This is a genomic window from Saccharopolyspora sp. NPDC045839 (assembly GCF_056431645.1).
Genome location: NZ_JBWKKH010000016.1, coordinates 1 through 14,219, shown reverse-complemented (window position 1 = coordinate 14,219; position 14,219 = coordinate 1). Strand labels below are relative to the sequence as shown.

General features: G+C 69.7%; 15 protein-coding genes. 9 read left to right on the top strand and 6 right to left on the bottom strand.

Features of this window, described 5'->3' with window-relative positions:
• Window positions 1-7 precede the first annotated feature (7 nt).
• The gene (locus tag AC07EQ_RS22285) at window positions 8-478 is read left to right on the top strand and encodes a GNAT family N-acetyltransferase (RefSeq protein WP_478389844.1); all 471 of its coding nucleotides are present in this window, start codon (window positions 8-10) and stop codon (window positions 476-478) included.
• Here AC07EQ_RS22285 and AC07EQ_RS22280 read toward each other — a convergent pair.
• On the bottom strand, window positions 475-1,047 hold the full coding sequence (locus tag AC07EQ_RS22280; RefSeq protein WP_452618226.1) for a cob(I)yrinic acid a,c-diamide adenosyltransferase: 573 nt from the start codon (window positions 1,045-1,047) through the stop codon (window positions 475-477). The two genes, AC07EQ_RS22285 and AC07EQ_RS22280, sit on opposite strands and share 4 nt — an antisense overlap.
• A gap of 159 nt (window positions 1,048-1,206) precedes the next feature.
• Here AC07EQ_RS22280 and murA point away from each other — a divergent pair, with 159 nt between their 5' ends.
• From murA to ehuA, 5 genes are all read left to right on the top strand, one after another.
• Window positions 1,207-2,463: a UDP-N-acetylglucosamine 1-carboxyvinyltransferase gene (murA, locus tag AC07EQ_RS22275; protein ID WP_132493176.1), complete on the top strand. Its 1,257-nt coding sequence runs from the start codon at window positions 1,207-1,209 to the stop codon at window positions 2,461-2,463.
• A 69-nt stretch (window positions 2,464-2,532) separates the two neighbouring features.
• Window positions 2,533-3,426 (top strand): ectoine/hydroxyectoine ABC transporter substrate-binding protein EhuB, encoded by an 894-nt coding sequence (gene ehuB, locus AC07EQ_RS22270; RefSeq protein ID WP_478389843.1) that lies wholly within the window; start codon window positions 2,533-2,535, stop codon window positions 3,424-3,426.
• A gap of 20 nt (window positions 3,427-3,446) precedes the next feature.
• Window positions 3,447-4,160 carry an ectoine/hydroxyectoine ABC transporter permease subunit EhuC gene (gene ehuC / locus AC07EQ_RS22265; protein WP_478389842.1) on the top strand — a complete coding sequence of 238 codons (714 nt, stop codon included), beginning with the start codon at window positions 3,447-3,449 and terminating at the stop codon, window positions 4,158-4,160.
• Entirely contained in the window at window positions 4,161-4,811 is a 651-nt protein-coding gene (ehuD, locus tag AC07EQ_RS22260; protein WP_478389841.1) for an ectoine/hydroxyectoine ABC transporter permease subunit EhuD, read from the top strand.
• A gap of 13 nt (window positions 4,812-4,824) precedes the next feature.
• Window positions 4,825-5,589, top strand: coding sequence for an ectoine/hydroxyectoine ABC transporter ATP-binding protein EhuA (gene ehuA, locus AC07EQ_RS22255; protein ID WP_093271119.1), 765 nt, complete (start codon window positions 4,825-4,827; stop codon window positions 5,587-5,589).
• 40 nt (window positions 5,590-5,629) lie between these two features.
• Here ehuA and AC07EQ_RS22250 read toward each other — a convergent pair whose 3' ends face one another.
• Both AC07EQ_RS22250 and AC07EQ_RS22245 read right to left on the bottom strand, forming a co-directional pair.
• Window positions 5,630-6,169: an NUDIX domain-containing protein gene (locus tag AC07EQ_RS22250; protein ID WP_478389840.1), complete on the bottom strand. Its 540-nt coding sequence runs from the start codon at window positions 6,167-6,169 to the stop codon at window positions 5,630-5,632.
• 40 nt (window positions 6,170-6,209) lie between these two features.
• Window positions 6,210-7,565 carry an HNH endonuclease signature motif containing protein gene (locus AC07EQ_RS22245; RefSeq protein ID WP_478389839.1) on the bottom strand — a complete coding sequence of 452 codons (1,356 nt, stop codon included), beginning with the start codon at window positions 7,563-7,565 and terminating at the stop codon, window positions 6,210-6,212.
• Window positions 7,566-8,175: 610 nt separating this feature from the next.
• On the opposite strand from AC07EQ_RS22245, the gene AC07EQ_RS22240 reads away from it, so the two are divergent.
• Window positions 8,176-9,780: a glycoside hydrolase family 13 protein gene (locus AC07EQ_RS22240; RefSeq protein ID WP_478389838.1), complete on the top strand. Its 1,605-nt coding sequence runs from the start codon at window positions 8,176-8,178 to the stop codon at window positions 9,778-9,780.
• Between the two features lie 113 nt (window positions 9,781-9,893).
• Here the strand turns inward: AC07EQ_RS22240 and AC07EQ_RS22235 are convergent, their stop codons facing one another.
• Entirely contained in the window at window positions 9,894-11,306 is a 1,413-nt protein-coding gene (locus AC07EQ_RS22235; protein WP_478389837.1) for an amino acid permease, read from the bottom strand.
• Window positions 11,307-11,405: 99 nt separating this feature from the next.
• Here AC07EQ_RS22235 and nucS point away from each other — a divergent pair, with 99 nt between their 5' ends.
• A complete protein-coding gene (nucS, locus tag AC07EQ_RS22230; protein ID WP_132493184.1) occupies window positions 11,406-12,065 on the top strand; it encodes an endonuclease NucS in 660 nt (219 codons plus the stop codon).
• A gap of 87 nt (window positions 12,066-12,152) precedes the next feature.
• On the opposite strand, the gene AC07EQ_RS22225 is transcribed toward nucS, so the two are convergent.
• Window positions 12,153-12,935, bottom strand: coding sequence for an SDR family oxidoreductase (locus tag AC07EQ_RS22225; RefSeq protein WP_478389836.1), 783 nt, complete (start codon window positions 12,933-12,935; stop codon window positions 12,153-12,155).
• Window positions 12,936-13,056: 121 nt separating this feature from the next.
• Between AC07EQ_RS22225 and AC07EQ_RS22220 the strand changes: the two genes are divergently transcribed.
• Window positions 13,057-13,608, top strand: coding sequence for a TetR/AcrR family transcriptional regulator (locus tag AC07EQ_RS22220; RefSeq protein WP_478389835.1), 552 nt, complete (start codon window positions 13,057-13,059; stop codon window positions 13,606-13,608).
• 11 nt (window positions 13,609-13,619) lie between these two features.
• On the opposite strand, the gene AC07EQ_RS22215 is transcribed toward AC07EQ_RS22220, so the two are convergent.
• Complete coding sequence (locus tag AC07EQ_RS22215) at window positions 13,620-13,808, bottom strand: hypothetical protein (protein ID WP_478389834.1); 189 nt, start codon at window positions 13,806-13,808, stop codon at window positions 13,620-13,622.
• Window positions 13,809-14,219: the final 411 nt, after the last annotated feature.

The following is a 14,219-nucleotide window of genomic DNA, read 5'->3' as shown; positions in this document are numbered from 1 at the left end:
TGCGGGAATGCGCATCGAGACGGTCGAGTACGACCACCCCGACGCCAAGAGGTTGATCGACGAACTCCAGCGGGAGTACGTCGTGCGCTACGGCGAGGAAGACCTGACGCCGGTGGACCCCGTCGAGTTCCGGTCGCCCGGCGGGCTGTTCCTGCTCGGCTACGTCGACGCCCGCGCGGTCGCCTCCGGCGGTTGGCGAGTCCAGGACGGAGACGGGCCCGGTTTCCGGGACGGCGACGCCGAGCTCAAGCGGATGTACATCGCTCCCGATGCGCGCGGGAACGGGTTGGCGCGGCGGATGCTCGCCGAACTGGAGAGCACCGCCGCGCTGGCCGGTCGCAAGCGCATCGTGCTGGAGACCGGCATCCGGCAGCCGGAAGCGATGGCCCTTTACACCTCCTCCGGCTACACCGAGATCGAGAAGTTCGGGGTGTACCACGACGACCCGCTGAGCAGGTGCTTCGGCAAGGACCTCTAGGCGTTGCCGCCCGGGCGCCAGAGCACGTCGCCGTCCGGGTTCGCCACCCTGGCGAGGATGAACAGCAGGTCCGAAAGCCGGTTCAGGTACTTGGCGGGCAGCGGCGAGGTGCGCTCGCCGTCGGCTTCCTGCAGCGCCCACGCGGACCGCTCGGCGCGCCGGGCCACGCACCGGGCCTGGTGCAGCAGCGCGCCGCCGGGGGTGCCGCCGGGGAGGATGAAGGAATCCAGCTTGCCCAGGCGCGCGTTGAACTCGTCGCACCAGCCTTCGAGGCGGTCGACGTAGGCCTGGGTGATGCGCAGCGGCGGGTACTTCGGGCTTTCGGCGACCGGCGTGGAGAGGTCCGCGCCCACGTCGAACAGGTCGTTCTGCACCGCCCGCAGAACCTCGACGACGTCGTCGGAGAGCTGCGCGGTGGCCAACGCCACGCCGAGCACGGAGTTCGTCTCGTCCACGTCCGCGTAGGCGATGAGCCGCGGATCGGTCTTGTGCACCTTGGAGTTGTCCGACAACCGCGTCGTGCCCGAGTCGCCGGCCCGCGTGTAGATCTTCGTCAGGTGGACAGCCATGCCGTCAGCCTAGGCGGAACCGGCCGTGGCCTGTCGGGCGTGACAGGAAGGTTCCCATGCTCCAGTTCTGCGGGGCTGGAGTGACAGGAAGGTTCCCATGCTCGCTCCGATGCAACCCGCTCCGATGGCGGTGGGGGGTTGGCCGTAACCTCGATGCTCGTGAGTGAGCACTTCCGGGTACACGGCGGGGCGCGCCTCGTCGGCGAGGTCGACGTCGTCGGGGCGAAGAACAGCGTGCTGAAGCTGATGGCCGCGGCGCTGCTGGCGGAGGGCACGACGACAATCGTCAACTGCCCGGAGATCCTCGACGTTCCGCTGATGGCCGACGTGCTGCGCAGCCTCGGCTGCGAGGTGTCGATCGATGGCGGCACCGTGCACATCACGACTCCGGCGGCGATCAGCCACGAGGCCATTTCCCCGTCGATGGGCAAGCTGCGCGCGTCGGTGTGCGTGCTGGGGCCGCTGGTCGCCCGGTGCCGTCGTGCCGTCGTGACGCTGCCCGGCGGCGACGCGATCGGTTCCCGCCCGCTGGACATGCACCAGAACGGGCTGCGGCAGCTCGGTGCGACCAGCCACATCGAGCACGGCGCGGTGGTGGCCGAGGCGGAGAACCTGCGCGGCGCGCAGATCTGGCTGGACTTCCCCAGCGTGGGCGCGACCGAGAACATCCTGATGGCCGCCGTGCTGGCCGAAGGCACCACCGTGATCGACAACGCGGCGCGGGAGCCGGAGATCGTCGACCTCTGCGTGATGCTGCAGCAGATGGGCGCCAAGATCGAAGGTGCCGGCACCTCCACGCTGACGGTGCACGGGGTGTCCTCGCTCAAGGCGGTCGAGCACCGCGTGATCGGGGACCGGATCGTCGGCGCGACCTGGGCGTTCGCCGCCGCTGCGACCCGCGGCGACATCATGGTGCGCGGTGTCGATCCGCGGCACGTGAACCTGGTGCTGGAGAAGCTGCGCAGCGCCGGGGCGGAGGTCACCACGTCGGAGGAGAGCTTCCGCGTGGTGATGCACGGCCGCCCGCACGCGGTGGACTTCGTGACGCTGCCGTACCCGGGTTTCCCGACGGACCTGCAGCCGATGGCGCTGGCATTGTCGGCGGTCGCCGATGGCACTTCGATGATCACCGAGAACCTGTTCGAGTCCCGGTTCCGCTTCATCGAGGAGCTGGTCCGGATGGGTGCCGACGCCCGCACCGACGGGCACCACGCGGTGGTGCGCGGCCTGGAGCGGCTGTCCAGCGCCCCGGTGTGGGCCACCGACATCCGCGCCGGGGTGGGCCTGGTGCTCGCCGGGCTGTGCGCGGACGGTTCGACCGAGGTGTGGGACGTGTTCCACATCGACCGCGGCTACCCGAACTTCGTGGAGAACCTGCGCGGCCTGGGCGCCGAGATCGAACGCGTGACCGACTGAGCTGCGGTTCACCCGTTCGGGCGTGACCATGGGCGAGGACCCTGCTCCCGCGTTGAAGGGGCGATGGTCATGGCGAGCAGAGGGTGGACGCGAAGAGATTTCCTGAAGGGCTCCTGCGCCGCGGCGGGCGCACTCGTGCTGGGCGGGTGCGCGCGTACCGGCGGGGGCGGGGCCGGCGGTGATCCGCTCGAAGCGGCTCGCAGCTCCGGCACCATCCAGGTCGGCATCGCAGGCGAAGCGCCCTACGGCTTCACCGACGCGGCCGGCCGGGTCACCGGCGAGGCGCCGGAGGTGGCGCGCGCGGTGTTCCGCGGCTTGGGCGTCAACGACGTGCAGGCGTCGCAGGTCGACTTCAACCAGTTGATCCCGGCTTTGAACGCGGGCAAGTTCAGCGTGGTCGCGGCGGGCATGTTCATCACCCCGGAACGCTGCAAGAACGCGGCGTTCTCGATCCCGGACTACCTGGCGCCGACGGCGTTCCTGGTGCCCAGGGGAAACCCGGAGGGCGTCGCCACGTTCGAAGACGTGGTGAGGAAGAAGCTGCAGCTCGCGGTGCTCAGCGGGGCGGTGGAGAAGGACTACGCGCAGCGGCTGGGCGTGCCCGACTCGCAGGTGCAGGTCTTCGACACGCAGAACGCGCTGCTGCAGGCGGTCCTCAACAAGCGCGCCTACTGCGCCGCGTTGACCAACATCTCGCTCAACGACGTGGTGAAGAAGAACCCGGGCGCGCAGGTCGAGGTCACCAAGGGCTTCACACCGGTGATCGACGGCAAGGCCGAGGTGCAGGCGGGCGCGTTCGTGTTCCGGTCGTCGGACACCGTGCTGCGCGACGCGTTCAACATCGAGCTGAAGAAGCTGCACGACAGCGGCGAATGGGTGCGCATCACCGAGCCGTTCGGCTTCACCAGCGACAACCTGCCACCGGCCGACGTGACCACGGAGGCGTTGTGCGCCGGTAGGTGATCCCGGCGACGGGGGGCGACATGTCCGGGAACGTCTCGCACTTCCTCTCGGTCCTGCTGCAAGGTGTGCCGGCGACGGTGATCGCGACGCTGTGCGGCATCGCGCTGTGCGTCGTGCTGTCGTTCGCGGCCGGCCTCGGCATGCTGTCGCCGTGGCGGTGGGTGCGTGCCATCGCCCGCAGCTACGTCGAAGTCTGGCGCGGCACATCCGAAGTGGTGCAGCTGTTCTGGATCTTCTTCGCGCTGCCGCTGCTGGTCGGCTTCGAGCTGCTGCCCCTGTGGGCGGGCATCCTCGTGCTCGGCCTGAACCACGGCGCGTACGGCGGCGAGATCGTGCGCGGCGCGGTGCGGGCGGTGCCGAAGGAACAGCACGAGTGCGCGGTCGCGCTGAGCTTCGGCCCGGCGCAGCGGATGTGGCGGGTGATCCTGCCGCAGGCGGTGGTGGAGATGATCCCGCCGTTCAACAACCTGTTCATCCAGCTGCTGAAGAGCAGCGCGCTGCTGTCGCTGATCTTCGTGCACGACATCACCTACCAGGGCCGGGACGTCCTCGAACCGAACTTCACCGGCCAGACCGCGCTGATCTACCTGCTGATGCTGGCGCTGTACCTGGTGCTGGCGCTGCTGATCACGGCGGTGATGCGGGCGCTGGAGAAGCGCGCCGCGGCGGCCGTCGGCCGCGAGCCCGTCGCGCCGTCGAAGGCGCTCGGCCGAGCCGAAGGCGGGGCGGTCTAGTTGATCTGGGACTGGGAGTTCACCGGACGGATCATCCCGGACATCCTGCGCGGCCTGGTGGTGACGTTCGAGGCGACGCTGCTGGGTTCGATCGTGGCCTTCGCGCTCGGCCTCGTCCTGGCTCTGCTGCGGCGATCCCGGATCCGGCTGGTCAGCGGGGCGGTCTGGGTGTTCATCGAGTTGGTCCGAAGCACGCCGCTGCTGGTGCAGTTGTACTTCCTGTTCAACGTGCTGCCCGGAATCGGCGTGAGGTTCTCCTCGCTGACCACCGGTGTGATCGGCCTCGGCGTGCACTACGCCTGCTACACCGCGGAGGTCTACCGAGCCGGGATCGAGGGCGTACCGCGAGGCCAGTGGGAGGCGGCGACGGCGTTGAGCCTGCCCACCCGCCGGGTGTGGACGAGCGTGATCCTGCCGCAGGCGATCCCGCGGGTGCTGCCGGCGCTGGGCAACTACACGATCTCGATGTTCAAGGAAACGCCACTGCTGCTGGCGATCGGGGTACTCGACCTGGTGGGAGCGGCGCAGGAAGCCGGGGCGGAGGCCTACCGGTACGTCGAGCCGCTGACCTTGGCGGGCATCTGCTTCCTGTTGCTCAGCTACCCGTCGTCGCTGCTGGTGCGGAGATTGGAAAGTCGTGTCGGGATCTGATGCGGGCCACGACATGATCCGGTTCGACCGCGTGGTGAAGCGGTTCGGCGACAACGTGGTGCTGGACGAGCTGGACTTCGCGGTGCGGCCGGGCGAGCGGGTCACGCTGATCGGGCCCAGCGGATCGGGCAAGACGACGATCCTGCGGCTGCTGATGACGCTGGAACGGGTCGACGGCGGCACCATCCACGTCGGCGAGGACTGCCTGACCCACGTGCGCCGGGGAGGACGGCTGGTGCCCGCCGACGAGAAGCACCTGAGGAAGGTGCGCAGGCGGATCGGCATGGTGTTCCAGCAGTTCAACCTGTTCCCGAACATGCGGGTGCTGCGCAACATCACCGAAGCACCGGTCCACGTGCTCGGCAGGTCCACTGAGGACGCCGAGCGACGGGCGCGGGAACTGCTGGACGTGGTGGGCCTGGCGGACAAGATCGACGCCTATCCCACGCAGCTTTCCGGCGGCCAACAGCAGCGGGTGGCGATCGCGCGAGCGTTGGCGATGAGCCCGGACGTGCTGCTCCTCGACGAGATCACCTCGGCCCTGGACCCGGAGCTGGCCGCCGAGGTGCTGGACGTGCTGCGAGATCTGGCGCGCACCAGCGACATCACGATGCTGTGCGTGACGCACGCGATGAAGTTCGCCCGCGACGTCTCGCACCGGGTGCTGATGTTCGACGCGGGCAAGATCGTCGAGGACAAGCCGCCCGCCGAGCTGTTCGAGAATCCGGAGCAGGAGCGCACTCGGGCGTTCCTGCGATCGGTGCTCGACGAGGCCTGACCGGTGCCTGCCGGAGCCGGCGGTTGAGGTCCGCGGCAGGTCAGGCCGGGTTCCGGCGTTCGTGCAGGAGAAGCAGGGTGTATGCGGCGATCGACTGCGCATCGGTGATCTCGCCTGCGGCGATCATCGCCTCGAACTCGGTCCGGGAGAACCAGGAGGCGCGCATGTCCTGCTCCTCCAGCTCGCGCTCGTGCTCGCCGGAGGTGAGCCCGGTGGCCAGGAACGCCCGGCCTCGCTGGCTGGTGAGCCCGGGAGCCACATCGAGGACGCCGATGTCGACGAGCTTCTCGGCCCGCAGTCCGGTTTCCTCGCGCAGCTCCCGCGCGGCCAGCTCGGTGGGCGCGACATCGAGCCGATCGGGAGCGGTGCCCTGCGGGAATTCCCAACGCCGCAAGCCCAATGGGTAGCGGAACTGCTCCACGAGGTGGAGCCGATCGCCGTCGAGCGGGATCACCAAGGCGTAGTTGGGCTTGTCGACCACGCCGTAGATCCCGTCCGAGCCGTCGGCCCGGCGAATGCCGTCCTCGCGAACGGTCATCCACGAGTTGGCGTAAACCTCGCGGCTGCTCGTCTGCTGCATGAGCCCATGATGCCGCACGCGGGACCCCCGTCGGCCCGGATCAAGCAGAGGGCGCGCTCGCATGACCACGCGACGACGCCAGGTGCCGGTCAACGATCGCGCGGTGTTGGGCGGGGAGTGCTCTGCCGCCTGGTCTGGGTGTTCGCCTGGGGTCCACTGTGGGCGGTGGAACGAACTCGGGCCGCCCGTCGCGCATGGCGATGTCCCACCTCTGGTTGTGAAGCGTGCGGTGATGGTGTGCGCAGAGCATGACCATGTTGGTGAGGTCGGTGGCGCCGCCGTCGACCCAGTGCTGGACGTGGTGTGCTTCCGGTGTCCCCGGCGGCCGGTCACACCCTGGGAAGGCGCATGCGCCGTCGCGGCGGAGTAGTGCGGTGCGGATGTGGGTGGGTGCGGTGCGTTTCGTCCTGCCGACGTCCAGCGGGAGGCTGTCGCCGTCGAGGACAATCGGCAGCACCTCGGCGTCGCAGGCGATACGGCGTGCGTTGTGGGCGGTGATGGCGCGTTCGGTGTTGAGGGTGCCGGGCATGCCGTCCTCGCCGATGACCTCCAAGCCGCGCTTCAAGTCGTCGAAGTCGATGGCGATCGTCATCTGCGGCCGCTGTCCACCGGTGCGGGGCATTCCATCATGGTCCAGCGCCAAGTCCAGTAGTGCGGCGAAGCCGTCGGCGTTCCGCTGCCCGGCGGTGCGAGGATCCTTCTCCCCATCAACCTCGGGGTGGGGTGCGGCGAGGGGCTCGATCAACGCGGCGAACTTCGCACCCGTCTCCCGGTCCAGTTTCGCTTTGATGACAATCATCCCGTCCCGGGTGGTCGCGTAGTGCAACTCGCGTGCGTCGTGCTGGGCTTCCTCGTCGCGGTAGGCGCCGTCTTGGTCGAGGAGGTAGCGGATGCGTTCGGCAAGTTTCTCCAACTCCCTCGGCGGCATCGTCCGCGCATACCCGGCAAGCGTTGATTCGACTTCGGCGACCTGGTGGCAGCGGGCGTAGTCGGGCAGACGCCGGATTCCGTTGACGATGACACGCGCGTGGTCCAGCCCGATCGCGCCCTCGGCCAGGGCGGCGGCGGTGTCGGGCATGTCCGGGGGCATTGTTTCGCCGTACAGGCTCCGCCGGTCTTCGACGTTGCGGGCGACTGTGACGCGGGTTTTCGCGTCACGAGGGTCGATGTTGAGCAGCCCCTGCAGCCAGACCTGCAGTGATCGGGCGGTGGTGTCGGTGTGGATGGCGCGATGGTCGGCTTCAGCGATGCACTGCAGTTGCTCCCACATCAGCACCCGCATCTCCTTCTCCAGCCTCTGAATGCGGGTGGCGAGTTCAGCATCGGTGCACGACACCGCCGACTGTGGAGGCATGGCCTCAACTGTCGTGTCCTGGGTGTTCAGTAGCGGTGTCATACCTCCATTCTCCTGATTCGAACGTGTGTTCGCACTGTTTTTATGGTCGCTTGATCAGGTGAAACATCCAGTCGAAGGCGACAAAAATCGAGTCGTGTCAAGGGAAACGGTCACGACAGGCCGAAGGCGACCCGCATCCACCACCAAACCCACACCGCCATCGGCCATGCGCACCACGTCCGGCGGCCAGGAGTCAATTTCCTGCGAAGTAGCGCCATCCCCGCAACGGCCCGCCCCCGACAACGGATCACCCCGAAACCAAACCCCCACCGGCCCCGGCTGACCCGAAAACGGCCACCCCGCAACGCAAGCCGCGAACCCGCCAGCCCACTCCGGGCCATCCCCGCGATACAAAGCCGCTCTGATGCTGCGGGTCGGATGTCAAGCCTGAAACCCCGAAGAGGCGGCCGCGAGGCCGGGCTTGACCTCCGGCACGCAGCACCAACAATCCACCCATCGCGGGGATGGCCCCAAAGCACACCGAACCTCTAAAGGTCCCGACCCCTCCAACCCCGAACCCGGCGAACCGAACCACAAGCTGAGAACCTCGAACCACGACCCGAGCCAAGAGGAGCGAGCCCGAGTGCCCCACCCCTGGTGGCGAAGCGCGGTGACGTACCAGATCTACCCCCGCAGCTTCGCCGACTCGAACGCCGACGGGATCGGCGATCTCCCGGGGCTGACGTCCAAGTTGGACCACCTCGCCTGGCTGGGCGTGGACGCGATCTGGCTGACGCCTTGCTACCCGTCGCGGTGGGTCGACGGCGGCTACGACATCACCGACCACCGCGGCATCGACCCGAGCCTGGGCACCCTGCGGGACTTCGACCGGATGGTGGACGCCGCGCACGGGCTCGGCATCCGGGTGCTGATCGACCTCGTGCCGAACCACACCTCGGACCGGCATGAGTGGTTCCGGCGGGCCCTGGCCGCCGGGCCCGGTTCGCCGGAGCGCGACCGGTACGTCTTCCGCAACGGCAGGGGGCCGGGCGGGAGGCGGCCGCCGAGCGGCTGGGAGTCGCGGTTCGGTGGCAGCGCCTGGACGCGGGTGGCGGACGGCCAGTGGTACCTGCACCTGTTCGCCCCCGAGCAGCCCGACCTCAACTGGGCGAATCCGGAGGTGCGCGCCGAGTTCCTGGACATCCTGCGGTTCTGGGGGCGTCGCGGTGTCGACGGTTTCCGGGTGGACGTGGCCGCGGCGCTGGTCAAGGACCTGCGCGAGCCGTTGCGGGAGGTCGTCGGCGGGGAGGGCAGCACGGGGCTGGACGACTTCGCCGCCAACCCCGACCACCCGTTCCTCGACCGGCCCGAGGTGCACGACGTGTACCGCGAGTGGAACCGGGTGTTCCACGAGTTCGACCCGCCGCTGGTAGGGGTGGCCGAGGTGTGGGCGCGCAGCGACCGGCGGGTCCGCTACATCAGGCCCGGCGAGCTGCAGCAGGCCTTCGATTTCGAGTTCCTGCGGGTGCGCTGGCGGGCGTCGGAGTACCGGCGGGTCGTGTCGGGGTCGATTGCGGGAGCATCGTCGGTGGGAACCGTGGCGACCTGGGTGCTGGCCAACCACGACGTGGTGCGGCAGGTTTCCGCGCTGGGGCTGCCCACCGACGTCGACCTGCGGGTCTGGCTGGCGTCGGGCGGAACCGAACCGCCCGCGGACCTGGAGTTGGGCACCAGGCGGGCGCGCGCGGCGATCTTGTTCGCGCTGGCGTTGCCCGGCTCCGCGTACCTGTACCAGGGCGAGGAGCTCGGGCTGCCGGAGGTCGCGGACTTGCCCGCGGAGGTCCTGCGGGACCCGAAGTGGGCGCGTTCCCGGCACAAGGTGAGGGGGCGCGACGGCTGCCGGGTGCCGCTGCCGTGGACCCGAGGCGGGGTGTCCTTCGGGTTCGGCGACGCGCCGCCGTGGCTCCCGCAACCCGCCGGCTGGGGCGGCTACTCGGTGGAGGCGCAGCGGGGTGACCCCGGCTCGATGCTGGAGCTCTACCGCGCCGCGCTGCGGCTTCGGCGGGGGTTCAGCGGCGACGAGAGGTTCGGCTGGGACGAGCGCTACGACGCCGGCGACGTCCTGGCGTTCCGGCGGGCCAAGGACGTCCTGGTCCTGGTCAACACCGGCCCCGTGGCCGTCCCGCTCCCGCCGGGAGAGGTCCTGCTGTCGAGCGCCCCGCTCGAAGCGGGCTCCCTCCCCGCCGACACGACCGCGTGGCTACGCCTGCCCTGATGAAAGCATGGGAACTTTCCTGTCACCGCGGGGCGGCGGTTGGTGCATGGGAACCTTCCTGTCACCCGCACCACGGCTTCGGCGAGCCGGGAGTGACAGGAAGGTTCCCATGCTCACTTCGCGGGTTCGGTGTTGCGCTCGTTGAGCCGGGACCTGCGGCGGCCGTAGCCGAAGTACACGGCCAGGCCGATCGCCGACCAGATCGCGAAGGTCACCCAGGTGACCGCGTCGAGGCCGAAGATCAGGTACACGCACAGGGCGAGGCCGAGCAGCGGCACCACCGGCATCAGCGGGGTGCGGAAGCTGCGCGGCAGGTCGGGCCGGGTGCGGCGGAGCACCAGGACACCGATGTTGACCAGCCCGAACGCGACCAGTGTGCCGATGCTGGTGGCCTCGGCGAGCTGGTTGAGCGGCACGACGGCGGCGAGCAGCGCCACCACGGTGCCGACCACCACGGTGTTCCGGGCGGGCACCGCGCGCCGGTTCACCTTGGACAGCATTCCCGGCATCAGGCCGTCGCGGGACATCGACACCAGGATCCGGGTCTGCCCGTACAGCACGGTCAGCACGACCGAGGCGATGGCGACGACCGCGCCGAACGCGAGCACCACCGAGGGCCAGCCCTGGCCGGTCACGATGCGCAGTGCGGCGGCCAGCGAGGCGTCGGATTCGCCGAGCGCGCCGACGCCCACCGCGCCGACGGCGGCGAAGGCGACCAGCACGTAGATGGCGGTGACGATGGCCAGCGACAGGATGATCGCGCGGGGCAGGTCGCGGGACGGGTTGCGGGCTTCCTCGCCGGCGGTGGACGCCGCGTCGAAGCCGATGAACGAGAAGAACACCGCCGAGGCGCCCACGGAGATGCCGGCGAACCCGGCCGGGGCGAACGGCGTCATGTTCTCGGAGCGGAACGCCGTGATCGCCACGGCGAAGAAGAACACCAGCACCGCGATCTTGAGCAGGGTGGTGATCGTGGTGGCTCGGGCGCTCTCCCGCACGCCCAGCAGCAGGACGCCCGTGGCGAGCAGCACGATCAGCGCGGCCGGGAAGTTGAACACGCCCCCGTCGCCGGGCGGCGCGGCGAAGATCTCGGGGATGGTGACGCCGATCGTGCCCTGCAGGAACTCGTTCAGGTAGCCGCCCCAGCCGACCGCGACCGCGGCGACCGACACCCCGTACTCCAGCAGCAGGCACCAGCCGCAGATCCAGGCGACGAGCTCGCCGAGCGTGGCGTAGGTGTAGGAGTAGGCCGAGCCGGACACCGGCACGCTGCCCGCGAGTTCGGCGTAGGACAGCGCGGAGCAGAGCGCGGCCACGCCGGCCAGCACGAACGAGACGACCACGGCGGGACCGGCGGCTGGTGCGGCTTCGGCGAGCACCACGAAGATCCCGGTGCCGAGGGTCGCGCCGACCGACAGCGCCACGAGCGGTACCAGGCCGAGGGTCCGGCGCAGCTGGGAGTGCGAGCCGTCGTCGGCGAGTTGCTCGGCGGGCTTGACGCGCAGCAGGGTTCGGGCGAAGGACACGGGGCGTAACGGTATCTCGCTCAGCGGGAAGAACGAGGTCCGGCCCGGTGCGCCCCGGGGGTGCTCGACTTCTGGATCGACGCCCGTACTCTGTGCCGGGTGCGACTTGTCATTGCCCGCTGCCAGGTGGACTACGTCGGCCGGCTCACCGCGCACCTGCCCATGGCGCAGCGCTTGCTGCTGGTCAAGGCCGATGGGTCGGTGTCGGTCCACTCCGACGACCGCGCCTACAAGCCGTTGAACTGGATGAGCCCGCCGTGCTGGCTGATCGAGGATCCCGGCGTGTGGACCGTGCAGAACAAGGCCGGCGAGAAGCTGGTGATCAGCATCGAAGAGGTGCTGCACGACTCCAAGCACGAGCTGGGCGTGGAGCCGGGTCTGGTCAAGGACGGCGTCGAGGCGCACCTGCAGGAGTTGCTCGCCGCGCACGTCACGACCCTCGGCGACGGCTGGTCTTTGGTGCGCCGCGAGTACCCGACCGCGATCGGCCCGGTGGACCTGATGTGCCGGGACGCCGCCGGGGCGAGCGTGGCGGTCGAGATCAAGCGGCGCGGCGAGATCGACGGCGTCGAGCAGCTGACCCGCTACCTGGAGCTGCTGAACCGGGATCCGCTGCTGGCGCCGGTGGCCGGGGTGTTCGCGGCGCAGCAGATCAAGCCGCAGGCCCGCACCCTGGCCGAGGACCGCGGGATCCGCTGCGTGGTGCTGGACTACGACCAGCTGCGCGGCATCGAGCCGGACGAGTACCGGCTGTTCTGAGTCACCCTTTCCGGGGCACCGGCGGGCGTTGTCGGCCCGCGGGTGACAGGAAGGTTCCCATGCTCACCAGGCGCGAAGCGGCCTTGATCAGGCGGTCTTGATCGCGTTGCCGTCGACGAGGTGGTCGGCGCCCGCGGTGCTCGCCGCGTGCGGGGAGGCCAGGAACGCGACCAGCGCGGCGACCTCCGCCGGTTCGACGAGCCGGCCGGTGGTCATGCCCGCTTCGGTGGGGAGCTGGGCGAGCAGTTGGTCGAGGGGGACTCCCAGCGCTTCGGCCATCGCCGCGCCGTGCCCGTCCGCCGCTTCCCACATCGCTGTGCGCGCCGGGCCGGGGGAGACGGTGTTGACCCGCACGCCCTGCGGTCCGACCTCCGCGGCGAGCGCCTTGCCGAACGCGGTCAGCGCCGCCTTGGCGGTGGTGTAGGGCATCGGTCCGGAGTGCGGCACCCGGGCGCCGATCGACGAGATGTTGATGATCGAGCCGCGGCGGCGCAGCAGGCTCGGCAGCGCCGCGCGGGTGGTGCGGACCGCGCTGAAGAAGTTCAGGTCGAAGGTCCGCTGCCACTCGTCTTCGGTGAGGTCGGTGAGGCCGCCGAGCAGTCCGCCGTCGCCGCCGCCGACGTTGTTGACGAGCAGGTCCAGTTCGCCCACGTCGGTGAGGGCCTGTTCGACGAGGTCCGCCGGTCCGTCCGGTGTGGACAGGTCGGCGGTGCGGCCGATCTCGCCGGTGGCGGCGAGTTCCGGCGTGATCGTGCGCGCCGCGGCGACGACCCGCACGCCTTCGGCGGCGAGTGCGGACACGACCGCCAGCCCGATGCCGCGGCTGGCGCCCGTCACGAGCGCGGTCTTCCCGGTCAACTGCAGGTCCATGCTCCGACTCCCTGTTGCATCAATAGTGATGCGGTAGACTATATAGATGCGACATAACTGTTGCAAGTAGCTGGCGAACTAGCACTCCCGTGTAGTGTCTCGGTGGTTCTGGGAGGTGGTTGTGGCACGAGCGATGCGTGCGGACTCCGAGCGGACCGCGCGGGGGATTCTGGAGGCGGCCGAACGCGTGCTCCGCGAGGACCCGGCGGCGTCGATGGGGCAGATCGCCGAGGCGGCCGGGGTCGCGCGCACGACGGTGCACCGGCGCTTCGCCAGCCGGGAGGCGCTGGTGGAGGCGATGACCACCTGGGCGGCCGAGCAGTTCCGCGACGCGGTCGAAGCTGCGCGCCCGGCCGCCGCGCCGCCGCTGGTCGCGCTGCACCAGGTCACCGCGAACGTGTTGCGGGTGAAGGTCGACTGGGGATTCGCGATGAGCCGGGCGGTCACCGGCGAGGTCTCGCGCATCCACGGCGAGGTGCGGCGGGCTTGCATCGGGCTGATGGAGCGCGCCAGGGACGCCGGCGTGCTGCGCGCGGACGTCGACCTGGAGTGGGTGCGGCGGGTCTACTACGCGCTGATCCACGAGGCCGCCGAGGAGGGCAAGGCGGGCGCCGACACCGACGAGATGGCCGCGCTCGTCGTGGATACCCTGCTGAAAGGCGTTGGCTCGTAGCGGGATTCGCGTCAGCCGCGGTCCGGCTTGCCGTGGCAGCACGGCCGCAGCCGCGTGGTGGTCCACGGGGTCAGCAGCCGGGCGAGGTTCCGCCAGAACTGTTCCGGCCGGTCGCGGACGCGTTGTGCGTCGTTCGCGGGCCGTTCGTTCGGGCCCGTCGCCAGTCCGTCGATGATCGCCAGATCGATCCGGGCGTTCACAGCTCCACCCCCGTCGCTGCGCATGTGCCAACAGTGACGGTACCGGTCACATTCCGTTGCGGGGAGCGGATTTTCGCATATCACTCGCATGGCCGTGCCGGGTCGCGCGGCTCGTCACGCCCCGTGTGCCGCGAGGCGCGCGAACGGGCCGCCCGCCCGGCGGGAATCGCCTGATCGATTTAGTGTCGAGTTCCAACGAAATGATATCGGAGCGATGTGATCCGCCCCACTGTGCGGTACTGTCCGGCTGCTGTCGCGAGTGTGGTGGTTGTCGTTCGACTTTGTTGGGTCTGGAGGTGGCGTGGCAGTGCTGCTAGCTCAGGGTCAGCTGCTGGATGCCAACGCGGTGGATTTCGCGTTGTTGGCGTTGTATTTCGTGTTTGTGCTGGGTATCGGGTATCTGGCGCGGCG